Source organism: Robinsoniella sp. RHS (genome assembly GCF_001029355.1).
GTDB lineage: Bacteria > Bacillota > Clostridia > Lachnospirales > Lachnospiraceae > Robinsoniella > Robinsoniella peoriensis.
In genome coordinates this window covers 38,441-55,272 of record NZ_JNGB01000056.1, presented here as the reverse complement: position 1 = coordinate 55,272, position 16,832 = coordinate 38,441, and the positions used below count along the sequence as shown (strand labels likewise).

The 16,832-nt window shown below is 40.9% G+C and carries 18 protein-coding genes; 2 read left to right on the top strand and 16 right to left on the bottom strand.

The features are described 5' to 3' along the window. The coding region (locus tag RHS_RS19445) for an alkaline phosphatase (protein WP_047834103.1) at nt 1–1,130 on the bottom strand (1,130 nt) is incomplete at its 3' end. Between the two features lie 366 nt (nt 1,131–1,496). On the opposite strand from RHS_RS19445, the gene RHS_RS19440 reads away from it, so the two are divergent. Continuing rightward, nucleotides 1,497–2,564, top strand: a complete 1,068-nt coding sequence (locus tag RHS_RS19440; RefSeq protein ID WP_047834102.1) for an iron-containing alcohol dehydrogenase family protein — start codon at nt 1,497–1,499, stop codon at nt 2,562–2,564. A gap of 172 nt (nt 2,565–2,736) precedes the next feature. Here the strand turns inward: RHS_RS19440 and RHS_RS19435 are convergent, their stop codons facing one another. The 6 genes from RHS_RS19435 to RHS_RS19410 all read right to left on the bottom strand — a co-directional run bounded on the left by RHS_RS19435 (nt 2,737) and on the right by RHS_RS19410 (nt 7,529). Further along, nucleotides 2,737–3,387, bottom strand: coding sequence for a hypothetical protein (locus tag RHS_RS19435; protein ID WP_395023020.1), 651 nt, complete (start codon nt 3,385–3,387; stop codon nt 2,737–2,739). 208 nt (nt 3,388–3,595) lie between these two features. Next, nucleotides 3,596–4,360, bottom strand: coding sequence for an ABC transporter permease (locus tag RHS_RS19430; protein ID WP_047834101.1), 765 nt, complete (start codon nt 4,358–4,360; stop codon nt 3,596–3,598). Beyond that, entirely contained in the window at nt 4,357–5,274 is a 918-nt protein-coding gene (locus tag RHS_RS19425; protein ID WP_047834100.1) for an ABC transporter ATP-binding protein, read from the bottom strand. The genes RHS_RS19430 and RHS_RS19425 overlap by 4 nt, the downstream gene beginning before the upstream one ends. Continuing rightward, nucleotides 5,274–5,474: a PLD nuclease N-terminal domain-containing protein gene (locus tag RHS_RS19420; RefSeq protein WP_027295910.1), complete on the bottom strand. Its 201-nt coding sequence runs from the start codon at nt 5,472–5,474 to the stop codon at nt 5,274–5,276. Before RHS_RS19420 ends, RHS_RS19425 begins: the two co-directional genes overlap by 1 nt. Before the next feature lie 64 nt (nt 5,475–5,538). Beyond that, nucleotides 5,539–6,657 (bottom strand): helix-turn-helix domain-containing protein, encoded by a 1,119-nt coding sequence (locus tag RHS_RS19415; protein ID WP_047834099.1) that lies wholly within the window; start codon nt 6,655–6,657, stop codon nt 5,539–5,541. Between the two features lie 80 nt (nt 6,658–6,737). After that, entirely contained in the window at nt 6,738–7,529 is a 792-nt protein-coding gene (locus RHS_RS19410) for an IclR family transcriptional regulator C-terminal domain-containing protein (protein WP_047834098.1), read from the bottom strand. Nucleotides 7,530–7,888: 359 nt separating this feature from the next. On the opposite strand from RHS_RS19410, the gene RHS_RS19405 reads away from it, so the two are divergent. Then, a complete protein-coding gene (locus RHS_RS19405; protein ID WP_047834097.1) occupies nt 7,889–8,932 on the top strand; it encodes a sugar kinase in 1,044 nt (347 codons plus the stop codon). Here RHS_RS19405 and RHS_RS19400 read toward each other — a convergent pair. From RHS_RS19400 to RHS_RS19360, 9 genes are all read right to left on the bottom strand, one after another. Next, nucleotides 8,929–10,296: an MATE family efflux transporter gene (locus tag RHS_RS19400; RefSeq protein WP_330373638.1), complete on the bottom strand. Its 1,368-nt coding sequence runs from the start codon at nt 10,294–10,296 to the stop codon at nt 8,929–8,931. The genes RHS_RS19405 and RHS_RS19400 overlap by 4 nt on opposite strands. A gap of 61 nt (nt 10,297–10,357) precedes the next feature. After that, on the bottom strand, nt 10,358–10,942 hold the full coding sequence (locus RHS_RS19395) for a DUF2284 domain-containing protein (protein WP_047834096.1): 585 nt from the start codon (nt 10,940–10,942) through the stop codon (nt 10,358–10,360). Nucleotides 10,943–11,034: 92 nt separating this feature from the next. Beyond that, a complete protein-coding gene (locus RHS_RS19390) occupies nt 11,035–11,601 on the bottom strand; it encodes a nucleoside triphosphate pyrophosphatase (RefSeq protein WP_027295905.1) in 567 nt (188 codons plus the stop codon). A gap of 27 nt (nt 11,602–11,628) precedes the next feature. Next, entirely contained in the window at nt 11,629–11,973 is a 345-nt protein-coding gene (locus tag RHS_RS19385; protein WP_027295904.1) for a phenylpyruvate tautomerase MIF-related protein, read from the bottom strand. Between the two features lie 49 nt (nt 11,974–12,022). Then, nucleotides 12,023–12,565, bottom strand: coding sequence for a nucleoside-triphosphatase (locus RHS_RS19380; RefSeq protein ID WP_044289640.1), 543 nt, complete (start codon nt 12,563–12,565; stop codon nt 12,023–12,025). After that, entirely contained in the window at nt 12,555–14,552 is a 1,998-nt protein-coding gene (locus RHS_RS19375; protein ID WP_052377967.1) for an FUSC family protein, read from the bottom strand. The genes RHS_RS19380 and RHS_RS19375 overlap by 11 nt, the downstream gene beginning before the upstream one ends. 66 nt (nt 14,553–14,618) lie before the next feature. After that, the gene (locus RHS_RS19370) at nt 14,619–15,260 is read right to left on the bottom strand and encodes an NAD(P)H-dependent oxidoreductase (RefSeq protein ID WP_047834095.1); all 642 of its coding nucleotides are present in this window, start codon (nt 15,258–15,260) and stop codon (nt 14,619–14,621) included. Nucleotide 15,261: 1 nt separating this feature from the next. Next, entirely contained in the window at nt 15,262–15,759 is a 498-nt protein-coding gene (locus RHS_RS19365; RefSeq protein WP_047834094.1) for a hypothetical protein, read from the bottom strand. Between the two features lie 132 nt (nt 15,760–15,891). Beyond that, nucleotides 15,892–16,749 carry a MerR family transcriptional regulator gene (locus RHS_RS19360; protein ID WP_044293609.1) on the bottom strand — a complete coding sequence of 286 codons (858 nt, stop codon included), beginning with the start codon at nt 16,747–16,749 and terminating at the stop codon, nt 15,892–15,894. Nucleotides 16,750–16,832 lie beyond the last annotated feature (83 nt).

Here is a 16,832-nt window from a genome sequence, read left to right as displayed (position 1 = left end):
GATATTTTCTGGTTTGTCAGGTTTGTCAGATAAGTATCGTAATCTGTTCCTGCATATCCGATTGTTAATCCACCGGTTTCATGGTCACCGGTTACCAGAATGAGTGTATCGTCCGGATGTTTCTTATAAAATTCTACTGCTGCTTCCACCGAGTCACTTAAGGCTTCTGTATCGTTGATGGCAGATCCTGCATCATTTGCATGACATGCCCAGTCAATCTTACCACCTTCAACCATCATAAAGAATCCAGTATCATTGTTCAGAACGTCAATTCCTTTCTGCACATAGTCTTTTAATGAAAGTTCGTCTTTTACTGCATCCAGATCATAAGACATTGCATCTGCATCTGCCAGATGTTCTGCTATTACAAGTGATTTACCATCTTCTGCTTTTAACTTCTTTACTTCTTCCTGGGTTTTAATTACCTTATAACCTGCGTCTTCTGCCAGTTTATAAGCATCTGTCTGATCTTCTTTTTCTCCTGTCGGGTCAAGAAGTGCCCCTCCTGCAAAATAATCAAAGTTACTGTCTACCAGCTCTTTTGCAATATCATAATAGCTGTTTCTGGAAGCCTGATGAGCATAAAAAGCTGCCGGAGTAGCATGGTTTAAATTAACCGTCGTTACAATACCTACCTTATAATCCTTTTGCTTTTTTAATTTTTCAGAAATCGCCTCAAACTTCTTTGTCATGGTTGTATCCATGTTAATGGTTCCGCTGTAGGTTTTATTTCCCGTGGAAATAGAAGTAGCTGTTGACGCAGAATCCGGAGCAAAAGAAGTGCTGTCATAGGTCTGTGCTGTCCCAGCTACCGGAAAATTCATAAATGACAATGCTTTTGCCTCAATTTCGCCTTTATTTTCTGTCGTTCCCAGATAATCTGCCGTTGCCTGGATTTGAGGATAACTCATACCATCGCCTATAAATAAGAAAATGTACTTTGGTGTCTTAATCTCTGCATTCTCTGCTGCCTTACTGTCTGCTTTCGTTTCAGATTCAGCTGCCTTTGTCTCTTTCTCTGTCTGTGCCGTTGTTTCGGTAGCATGTCCTGTTACCGAAGGAACTGCCGTAATTGTTGGGACTGCCAATGCCATAGCTAACATCACTGCACTGATTTTCTTCAATTTCATAATCTTTTTCTCCTCTTTTTGCTTGATTATTTACTTACATGAATAATCTATCAGAGAAGTGTAAGGAGCGGTTTTGTGCCTTGTAAAGAATTGGTAAAAATAAAGCGGGCTTTGTAAAATTGATTTAACAGTGTTTATACTGCGGCAAAGAGTTTGTTAAGGGATTACTATTACGAATATATTGGGGGGTAAGTGAGAAAGGAACGCTTTGTAGATAGATGCCGTGCGTGGAAAGAGAAGGGGGTGGACCATGACAGGCGTTTGGAAGGCTTACTGCAATGTTTAAAAATTCATTACCGCAGATCCTGTTCGTAATGATATATTTGTGATAGAATAAAAATTATTGTACCATAGGAGGATCAGGAAATGTATTTTTATATGCCAACAAAAATTTATTGTGAAAGTAATTGTGTCCGGAACCATGCTAAGGATTTGTCTACCCTCGGCAAAAAAGCTCTTATTGTAACCGGAAGACGCTCTTCAAAAGAAAACGGATCCCTGGCTGATATTCAGGATGCTCTCTCAAAGGAAGGAATATCTTATGAGATATTTGACCGTATTGAAGAAAATCCTTCCATTGAAACCGTTATGGAAGCACGGGACTTCGGAAATGAGTCTGGTGCTGACTTTGTCATTGGAATAGGCGGCGGTTCACCGCTGGACGCAGCCAAAGCTATTTCCCTTATGATGAAACAAATAGATAAAACAGAAGATTATCTGTATGAGAAAGGCTCAGATGATGCTTATCCCGTGGTATCTGTTCCTACTACATGTGGTACGGGATCAGAAGCGACTCCTTATGCCATACTAACCATTCACAGGAAGCGTACAAAATCCAGCATATCTCATCGTATCTTCCCGGTTTTGGCTCTGTGCGATCCTAACTATTTAAAGAACCTTCCACCTTCCGTACTTGCATCTACATCAATCGATGCTTTGGGACATTTTATGGAAAGCTATATCAATAACAATGCAACTTTCTACAGTAAAATGCTTTGTAAAGAAGGGATGCATCTCTGGTCTTCTGTTAAAGATGTCCTTCTGGGTAAGCCGGCATGTGATGCTGACTATGAATCACTGTTAAATGCTTCTACACTTGCAGGCATGGCAATTTCCCATACCGGAACTTCACTTCCCCACGGACTCAGTTACTATCCAACCTATGAGACAGGCGTACCTCACGGAAAAGCCGTTGGCTCCTTCCTCCCTGCTTACTTAAGGGCTGCAAAAAATTATCAAAGCGAAATCCTGTCACTTTTAAATTTCCCGGACACAGACGCATTTACTTCTTATGTCAATCAAGTTTTAGGCAGCGTTATGATCAGCGATGACCTCAAAAAAGCCGCCGTGAATGGCATGTTATCCAATCAGGGGAAACTGGCAAATTGCCCATTTCCTGTAGACGAAGATGTTATGTGGGGGATGTTTGAGTAAATCATACTTATGTATATCTATGGTATATTATTACTTACTATCACGAATAGATAAAATAAAACGACAAGTATTCTGTGTGTACCGAATGCTTGCCTTTTTATTTTTATATATTCAGCCATGTTCCTACCCTTTCGTAAGATTGTCGGAAGTAAGGTTGTATCTTTGACATCCCCTACTTCCCCTTCCTTCCCTTACCCACAGCAATCCACACCAGATGAATCAGAAATCCCCCCAGTATAATTGCTGCCATATAAACCACAATCACAAGTGAATTTGGCAAAAAACCTTCCAGATCTCGAAATACAACCTGGGAAAATTGCCTGTATGGATTGATATAAAACATGTCGATCTCATTTGTGAACAGTTTCGATACTACTGTATTGATTATTTCAGCAATAACTGCAGTGATGACGAATATTTTTATAACGCCAAAATAGTCACGCACTGTCAATTTTGAAGAATATCGAATTCCTGTGTAAATGCCCAGTGTAATTAATGCCAGATGCCAGCAGATGGAGTGCAGTGTCAGTATGAAAAGGGGATAGCACATGCCGGAGGTGTCTGCAAATGCAAATATGCCTCCCAACAGATTGATATCCATTAAAAAATGGATGTATGCTTTTTTATTTTTGAGAAAGGGCAGAATCAGGCATAAATACATAGGCAGGCTGCATAACTGAAACGGGAAATACCGCCAGCTGTAGCTTCCATCATTTATTACGCTTATCAGCAAAATCTGTTTGATGCACTCTGAAATGAAGAAACAGACACCAAACCAGAAGATGATTTTGCAGCTTTGATCAAACTTCTTCTTTATCTGCATTCTATCACCCCGCCTTATATCTTCCATCCCTTAATTCTATTAATCGGTTGACAAGATTATTATACTCTCTATCTGATTCCTGGTCTACGTCATGAATCGACAATATTTTTAACAATTCCGTAAAAAAAGAGCAAAGACGGAAAATCATCTTTGCTCTAAAACGTTCCTCATACACTATTAAGATAAATTACAAGAGGCTCTCTTTCACTTAAATCCTCTTTTTACGAAATATCATCACAGCTCCACCTAAAAATACAATGCTTAATCCTGCTGTAACTCCCACCGCTGCCATTGCATCTGCAATCTGGTATTCTGAAACAAGCATTCCAACATTATTTGAAATCAGGAGTATCGGATTATATTTTTGTAGAACCGGCAGCATATTTAACATAAATAAGATTACAACAACTGCACCTACCCCCAAAAGGCTGGTATAACTGTTCTTGCCTACTGTAGAAATCAGGAGCAGGAGTGTCAGCAGAAATATACCAAACAGCCATAAACACAAAACTGCAAACCAAAGATGATAAATATCATTCTGTTGAAATAAATACTTCGTATATCCATACGTTGTGACAAAACAAAGTGCCAGGCATATCGTCCAGATGAACGCCGCGGATGTGAATTTTGCCATAATGACAGCATTTCTGGAAAGGCCTTTGGTAAGGATATTGATCAATGTTCCTTTCGACAGTTCACTGGATAGAATCCCGCTGAATACCAATATCAGAGCAATGAGTCCCATAGAGGTATTATTTTTGAAAAACTGCATATACGAATCCATTGCCGTTGGATCCGGCATTGTAATCTTCATGCCTTCAACAGCAAAATTTTCTAACAGCAGCGGTGTCAGTTTCGCAGTCAGGGGATTCATCATTCCAAATATAAAAAATACGATTATGAGGATGAAAAGACGATAGGTTCTAAGCTGCTCCAACCACTCTTTTTTCAGAAAAGCTATATATCCTTTCATTTCACCACCTCCATAAATAAGGTTTCCAGATTTGGTTCCTGCACCTCGTATTTCAGAACCTGTATCTGCTCTTTTAAAATCAGGGCTAATATTTGAAATCCACTCTTCTGCACATCCTGTACCCGAATTGTTAAGGATAGACGGGACCGGTTAACATCCATGATTCCTTCTGTCAGCCTAAGCATGCCCTGAACCTTTTTGGCATCTTCCTCATTCATTAATTCCAGAATCATTTCATCTCTCTTATGGCCGGATTTTAATTCTTCCAGACCTCCGCAAAGAGCCAGCTCTCCGTCATGCAAAACTGCAACCCGGTCACAGATGCGCTCTACATCAGATAAAATATGTGTGGAGAACACCACCGTCATCTGGGATTTAACTACCGATAATATATCCAGTATTTCTTTTCTCCCAACGGGATCCAATGCCGACGTAGGTTCATCACACAGCAGCAGTTTAGGGTCATTTAATAATGCCTGCGCAATTCCCAGACGCTGTTTCATCCCCCTGGAATAACCGCCGATTTTCTGCTTTACATCTTTTAATCCTACGATTTCCAATAATTCCCCGCTCTTCTCCAGAATCTTCTTGGCCGGCATTCCTGACACTTCGCCGCAGAGTTTCAGATATTCTTTTGCCCTCATATAATTATAAAACTCCGGTACATCAGGCAGATAACCGATCATGCGGTTTGTTTTTGTTTCTCCATAGGAAACCCGGTTTCCGGCTATCCGTATCTCTCCTGCATCCGGCTGCAGCAGTCCCAGAATCATTTTCATTGTGGTTGTTTTCCCGGCACCATTTTCCCCAAGGAATCCAAACACACTATGCTCGGGTACCTGAAAGCTGAGATCCCTGATGACTGCATGGCCGTTAAAACTTTTCTTTAAGTTTTTAACCTCTAAAATGTCCATTATTCTTCACCTCTGCCTATGGTAAAATACAATATTGGTCCGATAAACTGAACAATTAGTACAACAACTGCCCATATGACCTTATTTCCAAAACGGTAGTGGGGATGTCGCAGCACATGGATAAGCGCTGTGATTGCCAGTGCCAGCTCTGCTATAATTACCGGTATCAAAAACGGCAGAAACTCCATTAATTCTTTCATGTTATTCTCCTCCTGACCGGAGCATTCCTGATACGGCTCCGGATATTGCGTAAAGATAAACTAGTTACGATTGTTTTAAAAGCTTTAATCTCAGCTGATGAACAATATGTTTAAATTCATCTGTTTCAAAAAGAGGTGCAAGCCGGGGATTCTTTTCTACTGATTCCATCAGACTGTCCTTTACTACAGACTCACACCTTGGCATATTCGTACCCAGCCCCAGCATATCAAACCAATTTTCCATCTGATCAAAATACTTGTTTCCCTGAAGCTTCAGCGGAAATATATCTCCGGTGAAAATATCCGTGTATTTCTGAAGCATAACCAGTGCTTTCTGCTCCTGTCCATGGGATGCATATGCTTCTGCAGCCAGAAGATACATCGGTGCCAGACCTCCCGGGTGCATCTCCAGAAGCCCCATTGATTCTGCAATCTGAGTAAAACTATGCATCCACATATCCACCTTTTCTTCACGGTCTGCATATTCGATTATCAGATTTCCAAATCCTGCAAGCGCCAGCAGAATATTCTGATATATCATCGTTTGAAGTACTTCTATTGCCTTATCCTTTTTCCCCAGGCGATCCAATGCAGATGCCAGGATGACTTCCGGTGAAGCCTTTGGCCGGTTGCAGTCTTCTAATAAAATCATTGCTGCACTTGGGTTATCTAAGTACAATTCACAGCCTGCCTCCATATAAACAGATACTCCGAGCAGATACTCATCATTGGTTTCTTCTCTTACATGAATCATAAGATCTCTTACCATTACCAGTACCTCCCGGCTTTTTTCCGGTGAGTCCGCCAACATATTATGATTGACCAGCAAACTCCCCATCTCCACCAGAAGGGCAGGGCAGGCATAGTATTTTTTAATAATCTTTTCACACTCTGCTAACACTTTATCAAATGGCTTTTCTGAAAAATCCTTGCATAACTTTACATACAATCTGCGTATATCCTCCTTCACCATCTGGGGTTTATAGTCAATCAGGTCATCTATACTAATATTAAAATAAGCGGCTAAAAGGGGAAGTAATGTAATATCCGGATAACTCTGTCCGGTTTCCCATTTTGATATGGCTGCTTTTGACACGCCCAAATATCCTGCAAGCTCATCCTGGGTGATTCCTTTTTCCTTTCTTTTCCCAACCAGGATAGACGCGATATTAATTTCTCTCATAAAAATCACCTCCATACACGTAGTATAATGGAGGTGATTCAAAATTACAATGGATATGAAGTTGTCAAATTTTTCATTAGTCAACCATTAGTTGACTCCCGATAGCCAAACTCCCGTGATAACTGTTCCCTTACTCCCAAAACCTTTTCCGCCAGCTCGTCAATTCTGGCATCTGTCATTTTTATGGCTGGTGCCGAAATACTAAATGCATTCTTAACTTTTCCCCGGTAGTCGAAAATGCAGGCCGCAATACAGCGCACACCGATTTCATTTTCCTCATTATCCAGGGCATATCCCCGTTCACGGATTTTCTTTAATTCTTCCATGAGATCTTCTAATGAAATAATGGTATATTCTGTCTTCTTTTCAATGATACTGTTTTCCCATATAAACTTCACTTCCTCTTCCGGAAGCTGCGCTAAAATGGCTTTTCCCACCCCGGAGGAATACATTGGCCTGGATAACCCTATCTGAGATGCCATCCGGATCGCACTGTCATTCCGTATGATAGGTGTCACCTTATCTATATACACGACCTCGCAGCCTCTGCACTCTACCAGATGCACCGTCTCCCTGCACTCATTTGCCAGCTTCTCCAGATAAGGGTGTGCAATTGTCACCTCGTCCATGCCGGCAAGGGCCCTGCTGGATATTTCCATTAATTTATAAGTAAGGCGGTATTTATTATTCTCATCCTGGGCTACGTATCCCATGCAAATCAAAGACAACAACAATCTGTGGACCGTACTCTTATGAAGTCCGATACGGGTACTCAAATCAACCAGTCCAATTGGCCCCGTTCCGGCTAACGTTTCCATCACCATAAATATCCGGTCCGCTGACTGTATAGGGTTTTTCTGTTCTTCACTCATGATATCCTCCATTCGCTGCAGGCATACTGCAGATACTATAAATGTTTATATTAAATCTTTACTTCAAGATTCAGACTTTATGGACTACTTGAGCGTGTCTTAAAATTCATTTCATCATTAAGCACTCCCTAAAAAACGGATCGTACCTCTTGATAAAATCAATTTTAAAACACGCTCTAATATATTTTAACATTAATGATATGGGTTCGCAATATAAAAGTTATTTACCTATTGACATTTCAAGTGATTCTGGCTAAAATTATTCTAACGGTTTTATTTTGTAAAACTATGTTTTACATTATGAAACATTGTAGTTTAAATAGAAAATATATGATAAATTTAGCAAGGGGGATTACAAGATGTTATGTGAGAATTTTTCTGAAGTAAAAAAAGATTTTGATTTACTGGCACTGGGTGAGCTGCTGCTGAGACTTTCGCCGCTTGGAAATGAACGCCTTTCCAGAGGTGATACGTTTTTAAAACAAATGGGAGGCGCAGAATTAAATGTGGTTTCAGGGGCATCTCTTCTGGGGCTTCGAACAGGAATTATATCAAAGCTCCCCTCAAACACCATTGGTTCCTTTGCTAAGAATCACGTTCGTTTCTGCGGAGTCAGTGATGATTATCTGACTTATGACGAAAGCAGAGATGCCAGACTTGGTATTTATTATTATGAATACGGGGCATACCCACGCAAGCCGGGTATTGTTTACGACAGGATGAACACCTCTATAAATAAAATTTCCATTGATGATTATCCGGATTCTTTATATCAGTCCACCCGTTGCTTTCACACCAGCGGGATCACTCTGGCACTTAGCGAAGGTACCTGCCGTACTGCCATTGAAATGATGAAGCGGTTCAAAGCAGCCGGCTCTCTGATCTCTTTTGATGTGAATTTCCGTGCCAACCTGTGGAGTGGTTCCCAGGCCAGAGACTGTATAGAACAGATCCTGCCATACGTTGATATTTTTTTTTGTTCGGAGGATACTGCCAAGCTTACATTTTTAAAAGAAGGTTCCATCAGGGATATTATGAAATCCTTTACCAGGGACTATCCAATTTCCATTGTCGCATCTACCCAGCGTATTGTACACAGTCCGAAGATTCACACTTTTGGATCTGTGATCTATAACGCTAAGGACGATGCATATTACGAAGAAAAACCTTATGAAAACATTGAGGTTGTAGACAGAATTGGCAGTGGCGATGCTTATATCTCCGGTGTACTTTATGGACTTTTAGCCCACAGCTTCGACTGCCGGGCTGCTCTTGAATACGGAAATGCTACCAGCTCCACCAAAAATACGATTCCAGGCGATCTTCCATCTTCTGACCTGGCTGAGATAGAACGAATTATTCAGGGACATCATTCCTCCATCCAGACGGAAATGGATCGCTAGAGCGTATTCGAAACACCCTGTTCCGGAAGCCATTTTCCCTTCCAGGCGTACAAGATTACTCCGAGCATGGCAAAGACCCAGGAAACCGGATATCCCCAGAGTACTGTTTCCAGATCCGGATAAAATAAAACCATGATATTTACCCACAACATCCTGATTCCTACCATACTTCCTACCATCAGAAGCATAGATGTTACTGCTTTGCCTGCTCCCCGAAACACGCCTGTCATTACCTGTGCTACGGTCAGTGTTACGTAAAAAGGTGCCACCGTCCGCAGCATCAGGTAACCATTCTGGTTTACCGCTACATCTGATGAAAATACCCGAAGGGGAATTTGCCCGAATAACAATAGCAGTATTGTGACAGCCACGGTGTATGTGAGACCGATCATCAGCGTATTTGCTGCACCTTTTTTCACACGTTCCCGTTTACCGGCGCCTACATTCTGCCCGGTAAAGGTCATTGCCGCCATTCCAAAGCTCATGATTGGAAGTATTACAAAACCATCTATTTTCATATAAGAACTGCAGCCTGCCATTGCATCTGCTCCGAAGCTGTTAATATTCGCCTGAACAACTACATTGGAGAAAGATATAATGGCATTTTGTATACCACTAGGAATTCCCATCATTAACACGCGTTTCAGCATGATTCTGCTGATACCAAGTTTCTTCAGATGCAGGCGGTAGATATCATCATCCCGCATTAAAGCACGAACAACCATAAATGCAGATACAACCTGGGATATAACAGTTGCCCAAGCAGTTCCTGCAACTCCCATATGAAATACCACTACAAAAATAATATCCAGGATAATATTGACTACCGATGAAACACACAAATAATATAAGGGACGTTTTGAATCCCCCACACCTCTTAAAATACCCGCCCCCATATTGTAAAGTATGTTAAATACGGAACCACAGAAGAAAATGCGCAGATATGTGATTGATTTGTCCATGACCTCCTGCGGGGTTCCCATAGCAACTAATATCTGAGGGGATAAAACGACTCCCACTCCGGTCAGAACGATTCCGCCAATGATACTGATGGTAATAGAAGTATGTACGGCCTCCTGCATTCCCTTTTCCGCCCTTGCCCCATAGTACTGGGAGATTACTACTCCGGCACCCGTTGCGATTCCCATAAATAACCCCACAATCAAATTGATTAAAGAATTGCTGGAACCAACTGCTGCAAGCGCTTCTTTCCCAATGAAATTCCCCGCGATGATAGAATCCACTGTATTATATAACTGCTGAAACAGATTCCCAATTAGAAGCGGAATGGAAAACAGAAGAATTCCTTTTATAATTTTTCCCTCTGTCATATCTTGTTTACTGGATTTTATTGCACTTTTCAATTTTCAAACTCCCTTCCCATAAAAAAACTACCGCGTAAGCAGCAGTTTTTCGCCATTTTATCTAGGAAACATTTATCTTTTCACCAAGGTCTTCAGTAGTAAGCAGACCATTTACCAAAATAAAATGCTCCGGCATTCTGCCTTCTGTCATCCATTTCAATTCCAGCCCCAGCAAATCTTTTGTTGTCTTACCCACATTCCCTCCCAGAGATTCTATAGAATAGCGCATTTGACCGGGCTTACAGCAAGGTTCCCCTTTTAAGCGGAGGCATTCTTTGCAGTAATCACAGTTCCCTGCTGAAAGACTTTTACTTCCAGGGTATTTATCTTCCAGGCTGTGCATCATTATTGACAGTTTCTTTTTTTCGCTGCTCAATTCATTCTTTAGGAACCCTTTTAATGTTTCCTGGGTATGGGAACACTTTGTCTCCTCTTCCGGTATGATGATTCTGGTACCAATTACATATAGATAATTAAATTTATTCCAGTAATCCTTCACATCAAAGTCGTATGGGGGACATGACCACTTTTTCCCGTAGTCCGGACAGGCCTTGCAGCATTCTAAAAACTTTTCAATGTCCACATAATCCCTCAGATATTCCTGTACCGTTATCCTGTTGGACAACTGCTCCGTCGTATAATTCATCTTCCATCCTCCCTTTCACTGCTATATCATGGGTGGTTAAATTCCCGGACATTTCCTGCCTGCTATTTTATACCCGGGGATTCCTTACCTGGTTATTTACTTTTCAATTCCTGATAAAGTCGCGCTATAGGAAGTCCCACAACGTTGTTATAATCTCCGTCAATTTTTTTAATATAGATTGCCGCCCGGCCCTGAATACCATAAGCGCCCGCTTTATCCATTGGTTCTCCGGTTGCAATATAAGCTTTGATTTCCTCATCTGTCATTGGGTACATAATTACATCGGTTCTTTCTGAAAACGTTGTAACCTTTCTTGTCCCGGACTGTATTTCAATCAGGGTAACGCCGGTATATACCTGATGAGTATTTCCCTGCAGAGTCTTAAGCATTTCCTCTGCCGCTGTTACATCTTGCGGCTTTCCCAGAATTCTGCCACTAACAGCCACTATGGTATCTGCACCAATGATGACTGTGTCTTCTTCTATCTGTGCTGCCACTGCTTCTGCTTTCATTGCGGAGAGTTCCTCAACAATTTCATCCGGCATGGATTTATCTGTAATCTCATCCGTATCACTTGTAATAACCGTAAACTGATACCCGGCCTGAGCCAGCAGTTCCTTCCGTCTGGGAGAAGCAGATGCCAAAATTATGTTCTTCATAATAACTCCTGTCTGCTGCCCTGCAGCTTAAAAATTAATACCATTCCAGCCCCAGTCCTTAATTCCTTCATAAGTTATATAAGTTCTTTCTGCCGGAATCTGCAATTCCTCTGACAGCAAATTACAAATAGCCTCTGTCATTTTCTCACAGTAATCTCTCTCCACCTGTCCAAAAACTTCCACCTTTACATAAGCTGTGGCTGCCTCCTGATTTCCTTTAAAATACATCTGGCAATTATCCTCCAGATCAACCATCAGCCAGCTTTCCGTCTTTCCCGGAATGATTTCAATAATTTTACCAAACTTACTTTTTAATGTCTCCGACTGCGCCTCTGTCATGGAAACGGATACTCTTGTTTTTATATATGGCATAATAATACCCTCCTTTTCTATACAATAAATCAAGTATGCAATAATCTCATTATATACGATTATCCCTGCACTGCAACAGAAAATCTTTCATTTTTAGGAAAATTTCCTCCCGGTTGTCTTTGGTTACTTCTAAAAGAACCACCTTTTTATGCTGTTTAATCTGATCCAGCCAAGTACCTTCAAATCCTTTTCTCACTACACCGGTAACCGGTGTCTGTAAATTCAGTATCTCCAGTATTTTCTCTTTGAACTTCTCTGCCATGCCCTCGAAACGTCCGCACTCATCCATTATAATACAATCTGCATCTGGCCTGACGCTTCCCAGAATTTCTATACCCAGCCGTTCAATCACCCTGGTTCTTATCCGGGGGATCCCATCCTGAAACTGTACAATCACATTTTCTTCTTTCCATACCTGCGGCCCGGATGCCGGAACCATATACAGTGACCGGTTCTGATCTTCCCGGTTGTCACCAAAACAAGTGATGAATCCACCATATGCCACTCCTGATTCTTCCAATGCACGCCTGATAATCGTCGTTTTCCCTACCTGAATATCTCCTGTTAAAAACAAATGACACCTATTTTCCATGTACACAATACCTCACAGCATCGGGATTGGCATCTTCCAGCTGAATCAATCTCTTTGCATTTTCTACATATTTCATCATTAAATGCGTCAGATACGCCTCATCCAGCGGAAAGTCGGGTATCTCTTCTGCTGAAGATAAACTTTTTCCCTGGCCATGCCAATAAACACGCTGTATATTCCGAAAGGTTATCTGGAGCTGCTTTATATACTGATGCAAAATCACTCTCTTTGGTTCATCGATTTCCCCTGACTGTACTATGAAAATCATCTGTTCCGCTTCCGCAGACATTTTCCACATTATGTCCAGCATTTTACGATAGAAATCCACATTTACTTCTTCAACCGGTTTCGCCAGATACTGTTTCACCTGATCCGCAACCAGGTAAAAATGGGTCAGGGCTTCGCTGGTTACCCCATAATCTATTACACGCTGTGTACTGATATCCAGAATTGACAGATAGGAATTCTGAATCCGGAAAAGTTCCCGGACATTCCCTCTGAATTGTCCTTTTAAACTGGTTGGAAATAAGAAACGGTTGACCAGCAGTACAATGAACACTGCCAATATCAGATAGGCGATACGCAGTTCCACTGCGGTAGCCCCGTTCATCGTAATCGAAGCCATAAAAAGTGCAAAACTGGTAGAGAACACAGCCTGTATACGGGTTCCCGGAGTAGTACAGTACATCAGTGTTACCATCAGTGTTGCAAATATAAAATGCCATACGATACCCGAAAAATAAGATACGGTAAAAAACACAAGAATACAACCCAGGAATGTGCCAATCAATCGGTTCTTAACCCGATAGGCACTATCTTCATACATTGGCTGTATCATTAAAAAAGCATTAAGCGGAATCCAGTAGGCATGATTAATATTCGTCAGCTGACTGATTAAGAAACTAACCATGATTACAATAGACAACCGCAATGCAAATCTTACCTCAAAAGCATCCAGACGCATTTTCTGCCTGTGTTTCTGAAAAATATAAAAATCTTTTGGAAGCTTCCAGGATTTTCGAAAAGAAGGCTTTTCATTTCTGGCTGCACCATCCAGAATGAGCACCAGCAAGTGTAAAAAGTTCCGGAAAAAAATATAGAAAAAACCATCTGTCTGATTCTCACCAACCTCATTTAACAGGTTGCTGGCCTCCTGAATCAGTGTTTCATTATCCTCTTTGTTAAAAGAGTTCTGAACCTTGTCAAGGTAATCTGCCAGCCGGCAGAGGATTCCATCATACTCTTCCCGGTGTTTCCCGCATTCCTCTTCATAATTTGAAATAAAATACGCCGACCTCTGGAATAAAAGGGCAAACATATAATGCAGTTTGCTCTCCCCCTGCATTTCAAATGCCAATTGCCGCCCATCGTATGCGAGCTTATGCAAGGAACTCTGAATATCCAATATTTCCTTCTGCATATGTTCATCCTGGCTTCCTTTGGTTATCAATCGAAACTGACATGCCAGCAGGTCCATGCCCTTTCTCGCTGCCCGGTAATCCTGCGGCCTTCGGTGAAGCAAAGAATAGAGAGCCAGTGCCCCGCTTAAAACGGTCAATGAGTAAAGCATTACCCCAAGTAATGGCAGGATTCCGTCCCAGCCTACCGGTGCCAGCTGTAAAAATACAAATGCCATGGCATATGTAAAATATCCCTTCTGGTTAAACTGTGTCGTCTGGAGATAAACGAGAAGAAAGGGTACTACAAAATTCAATATGATACACAGGGGTATATTTAAGGTCGCAAAAAATGCCAGGATACACAGAAGAAACATCTCCAAAACAAGCCCGCATACGCCCCTTATTGAAAAATTCTTTTGCCGCCGGATCTGAAACGCAGTAGTCAGAAAAGACACAATAATGGAATATCTCGTTCCAAATAAAAAGATAACGGAATAAAAAAGAAATAAAAAAAATAAGATAACAGGCAGAGCTGTATCCCATTTTTTCTTAAACAAAAAAATATTATTTTTCATTGCTGAAAACATTATAATCACTCCACTTCAAATACTTATTATACTCCTGTATTTGAAAAAGCGCTATAGGGAATATGCTTAAGCAAAGGGTTGATCTAATCTGTTTTCATACGCATTATTTTCCCGAAGCATCTTATTCCACATGATATGATCTACTCCGGTTTTACAAAGAAACTGATAAAATCTGCATTGAGATTTCGTAAGCTTATAGGGTTTTGCCAATTTTTGTACTGTTTCTTTGTGTAATGTTCCTGTCTCCTGGAAATAACTTCCCAGCTTTTCCAGATTCTTAAATAATTTGCGATTCATAAAATCAGGCACCATGGACGTACCTGCCGCACCACATCTGGCTGCAGTTCCAAGATATTTCATATGCAGCCTTTTCGCCTGTTGTTTCATACAGCGTCTGGCATAATCAGCATGGGCTGAACCTGCAAATCCCATTTGTACGATGCATCCCAGAGATTTATTCTCTGTATTCTGTACATTTAGTTTCTCAAATAGTTTCATTACCGGTCCCGGCATTGCATGTACATAAAGGGGCATTAAAATCAAGACCGTGTCAAATTTTTTTATTTTCTCTGCAATTACTTCCGGATTTTTTTTTTGTATGCAGCTCACCATGGGTATTTCTTTCATGCCCTTTACGAACTGCGTTATAAATATTCCTGTATTTCCTTTTTCTCCATGAGGAGAACCATTTATAATGAGAAGTTTCATCTTATCTGCCCTCCTTATATTCGGAAATCGTGCCAATACATTTAATTTTCCAGTGAAATTGGACGCAGACTCTTTTGAAATATTCAATGAACAGCTTCCGAGCCTCATTTGATGTAAACGTATCCTGATAATAGATTTCTATTACAGGCGTTTTATCATATCTGGCAACATGCATTGCTTCGCCGGAAGTATATTCAATATAAGGAAGAACGGAAACTATCATACGGTCCAGCAGCGATTTCAAATTGCCGCTGGCAAAACCGCAGGACTCTTTTAACAAAAAAACTGCCCGGTCTGCTCTAAAAAAAGCATGATAAAAATCATCCAGATCCTTTTGTACACATCTTCCCGGGGTTTTCAGCCAGCAGGCCCAGCAGCCAAGGCAATCCCTGATCATAACCCTGTTAAGATCCAGTATATAGGTGTCTGATTCCTTTCCCTTTGCCGGTGTGTGGAAATCATCCCACTCCTGGCAATCTTTAATTATAACTGTTTTCATTGTATTTTCACCTGAGCTCATCTGAGCTTTCCAATCTTAATGATACAGTTACTATAATGCTGGTGGTTACCACCAGGTCAATACTTTATAAATTTATAATTGTATTAATTCATGGTTTTATGAATTTATGTTTTATGAATTTATCGGAATCCAGCACTCATAATAATTTCTGGGATTCAGACTTCCCACAACACAGATTCTCGTCCTGATATATACAACCCCTTTCATCTCCAGTTGATTCTCACAAGCCCATCCATTAACCAAATGATACATTCTTCCCATGGTATCATAATCATCCATACCTGATTCTACCACTGTATAAATGCTCTTTCCGGATATCAGGTATTGTTTCTCAGGGTCCTTTTTCCCCTCTGCCGGTTTTATAATCCTCATTTTGGATTCTTTGTATCCATTTTCATCAAAAGTAACTTCCCTGATCATATTGCTGATAATATCTTCTCTTTTTAAATCAATATTTGGAACTACATGCTCCGTATAATCGGAAAATGCAGACATGTAATCAATCGAATCCACAATTTCGTATAAAGGCAGTTCACAAATGCCGTATTGATGAAGATGTCCGGATAAATTCTTTATAAACAACTGATCCTGTGCCAACCGTTCTTCCATTAACTTCAAGCGCTCTATCTCTTCTTTTAGCTGACATTGCTTCCTGGAAAAAATCTCATGAACCTGTGAAATATCATCCTGATTAATCAGTTCCTTAATCTCTCCGATGGCAAAGCCATGTTTCTTGTAATAATCAATAGCCATCAAGCGGAAAATATCCAGGATCGTAAATTCCCGATAACTGCTTTTTCTGTCTTTATTAGGACAGATCAGCCCCTGTTTTTCATAATACCGAAGTGTCTCTCTCGTGATTCCCAGGCTGTTATAGAGTACTCCCGGGTTATAAACATGGCCGATCCGTTCCATTTCGGGCTGGTCAATTGCAGTAAAACTTTGCTCGATCAATTTTTTTCTGTCCATGAATACCTCCTGTGACGATTCCAATAGGTCAATGATATTACTACTGTATCACAGGTTATCCCTAATTCCAAGACATGGTGTCA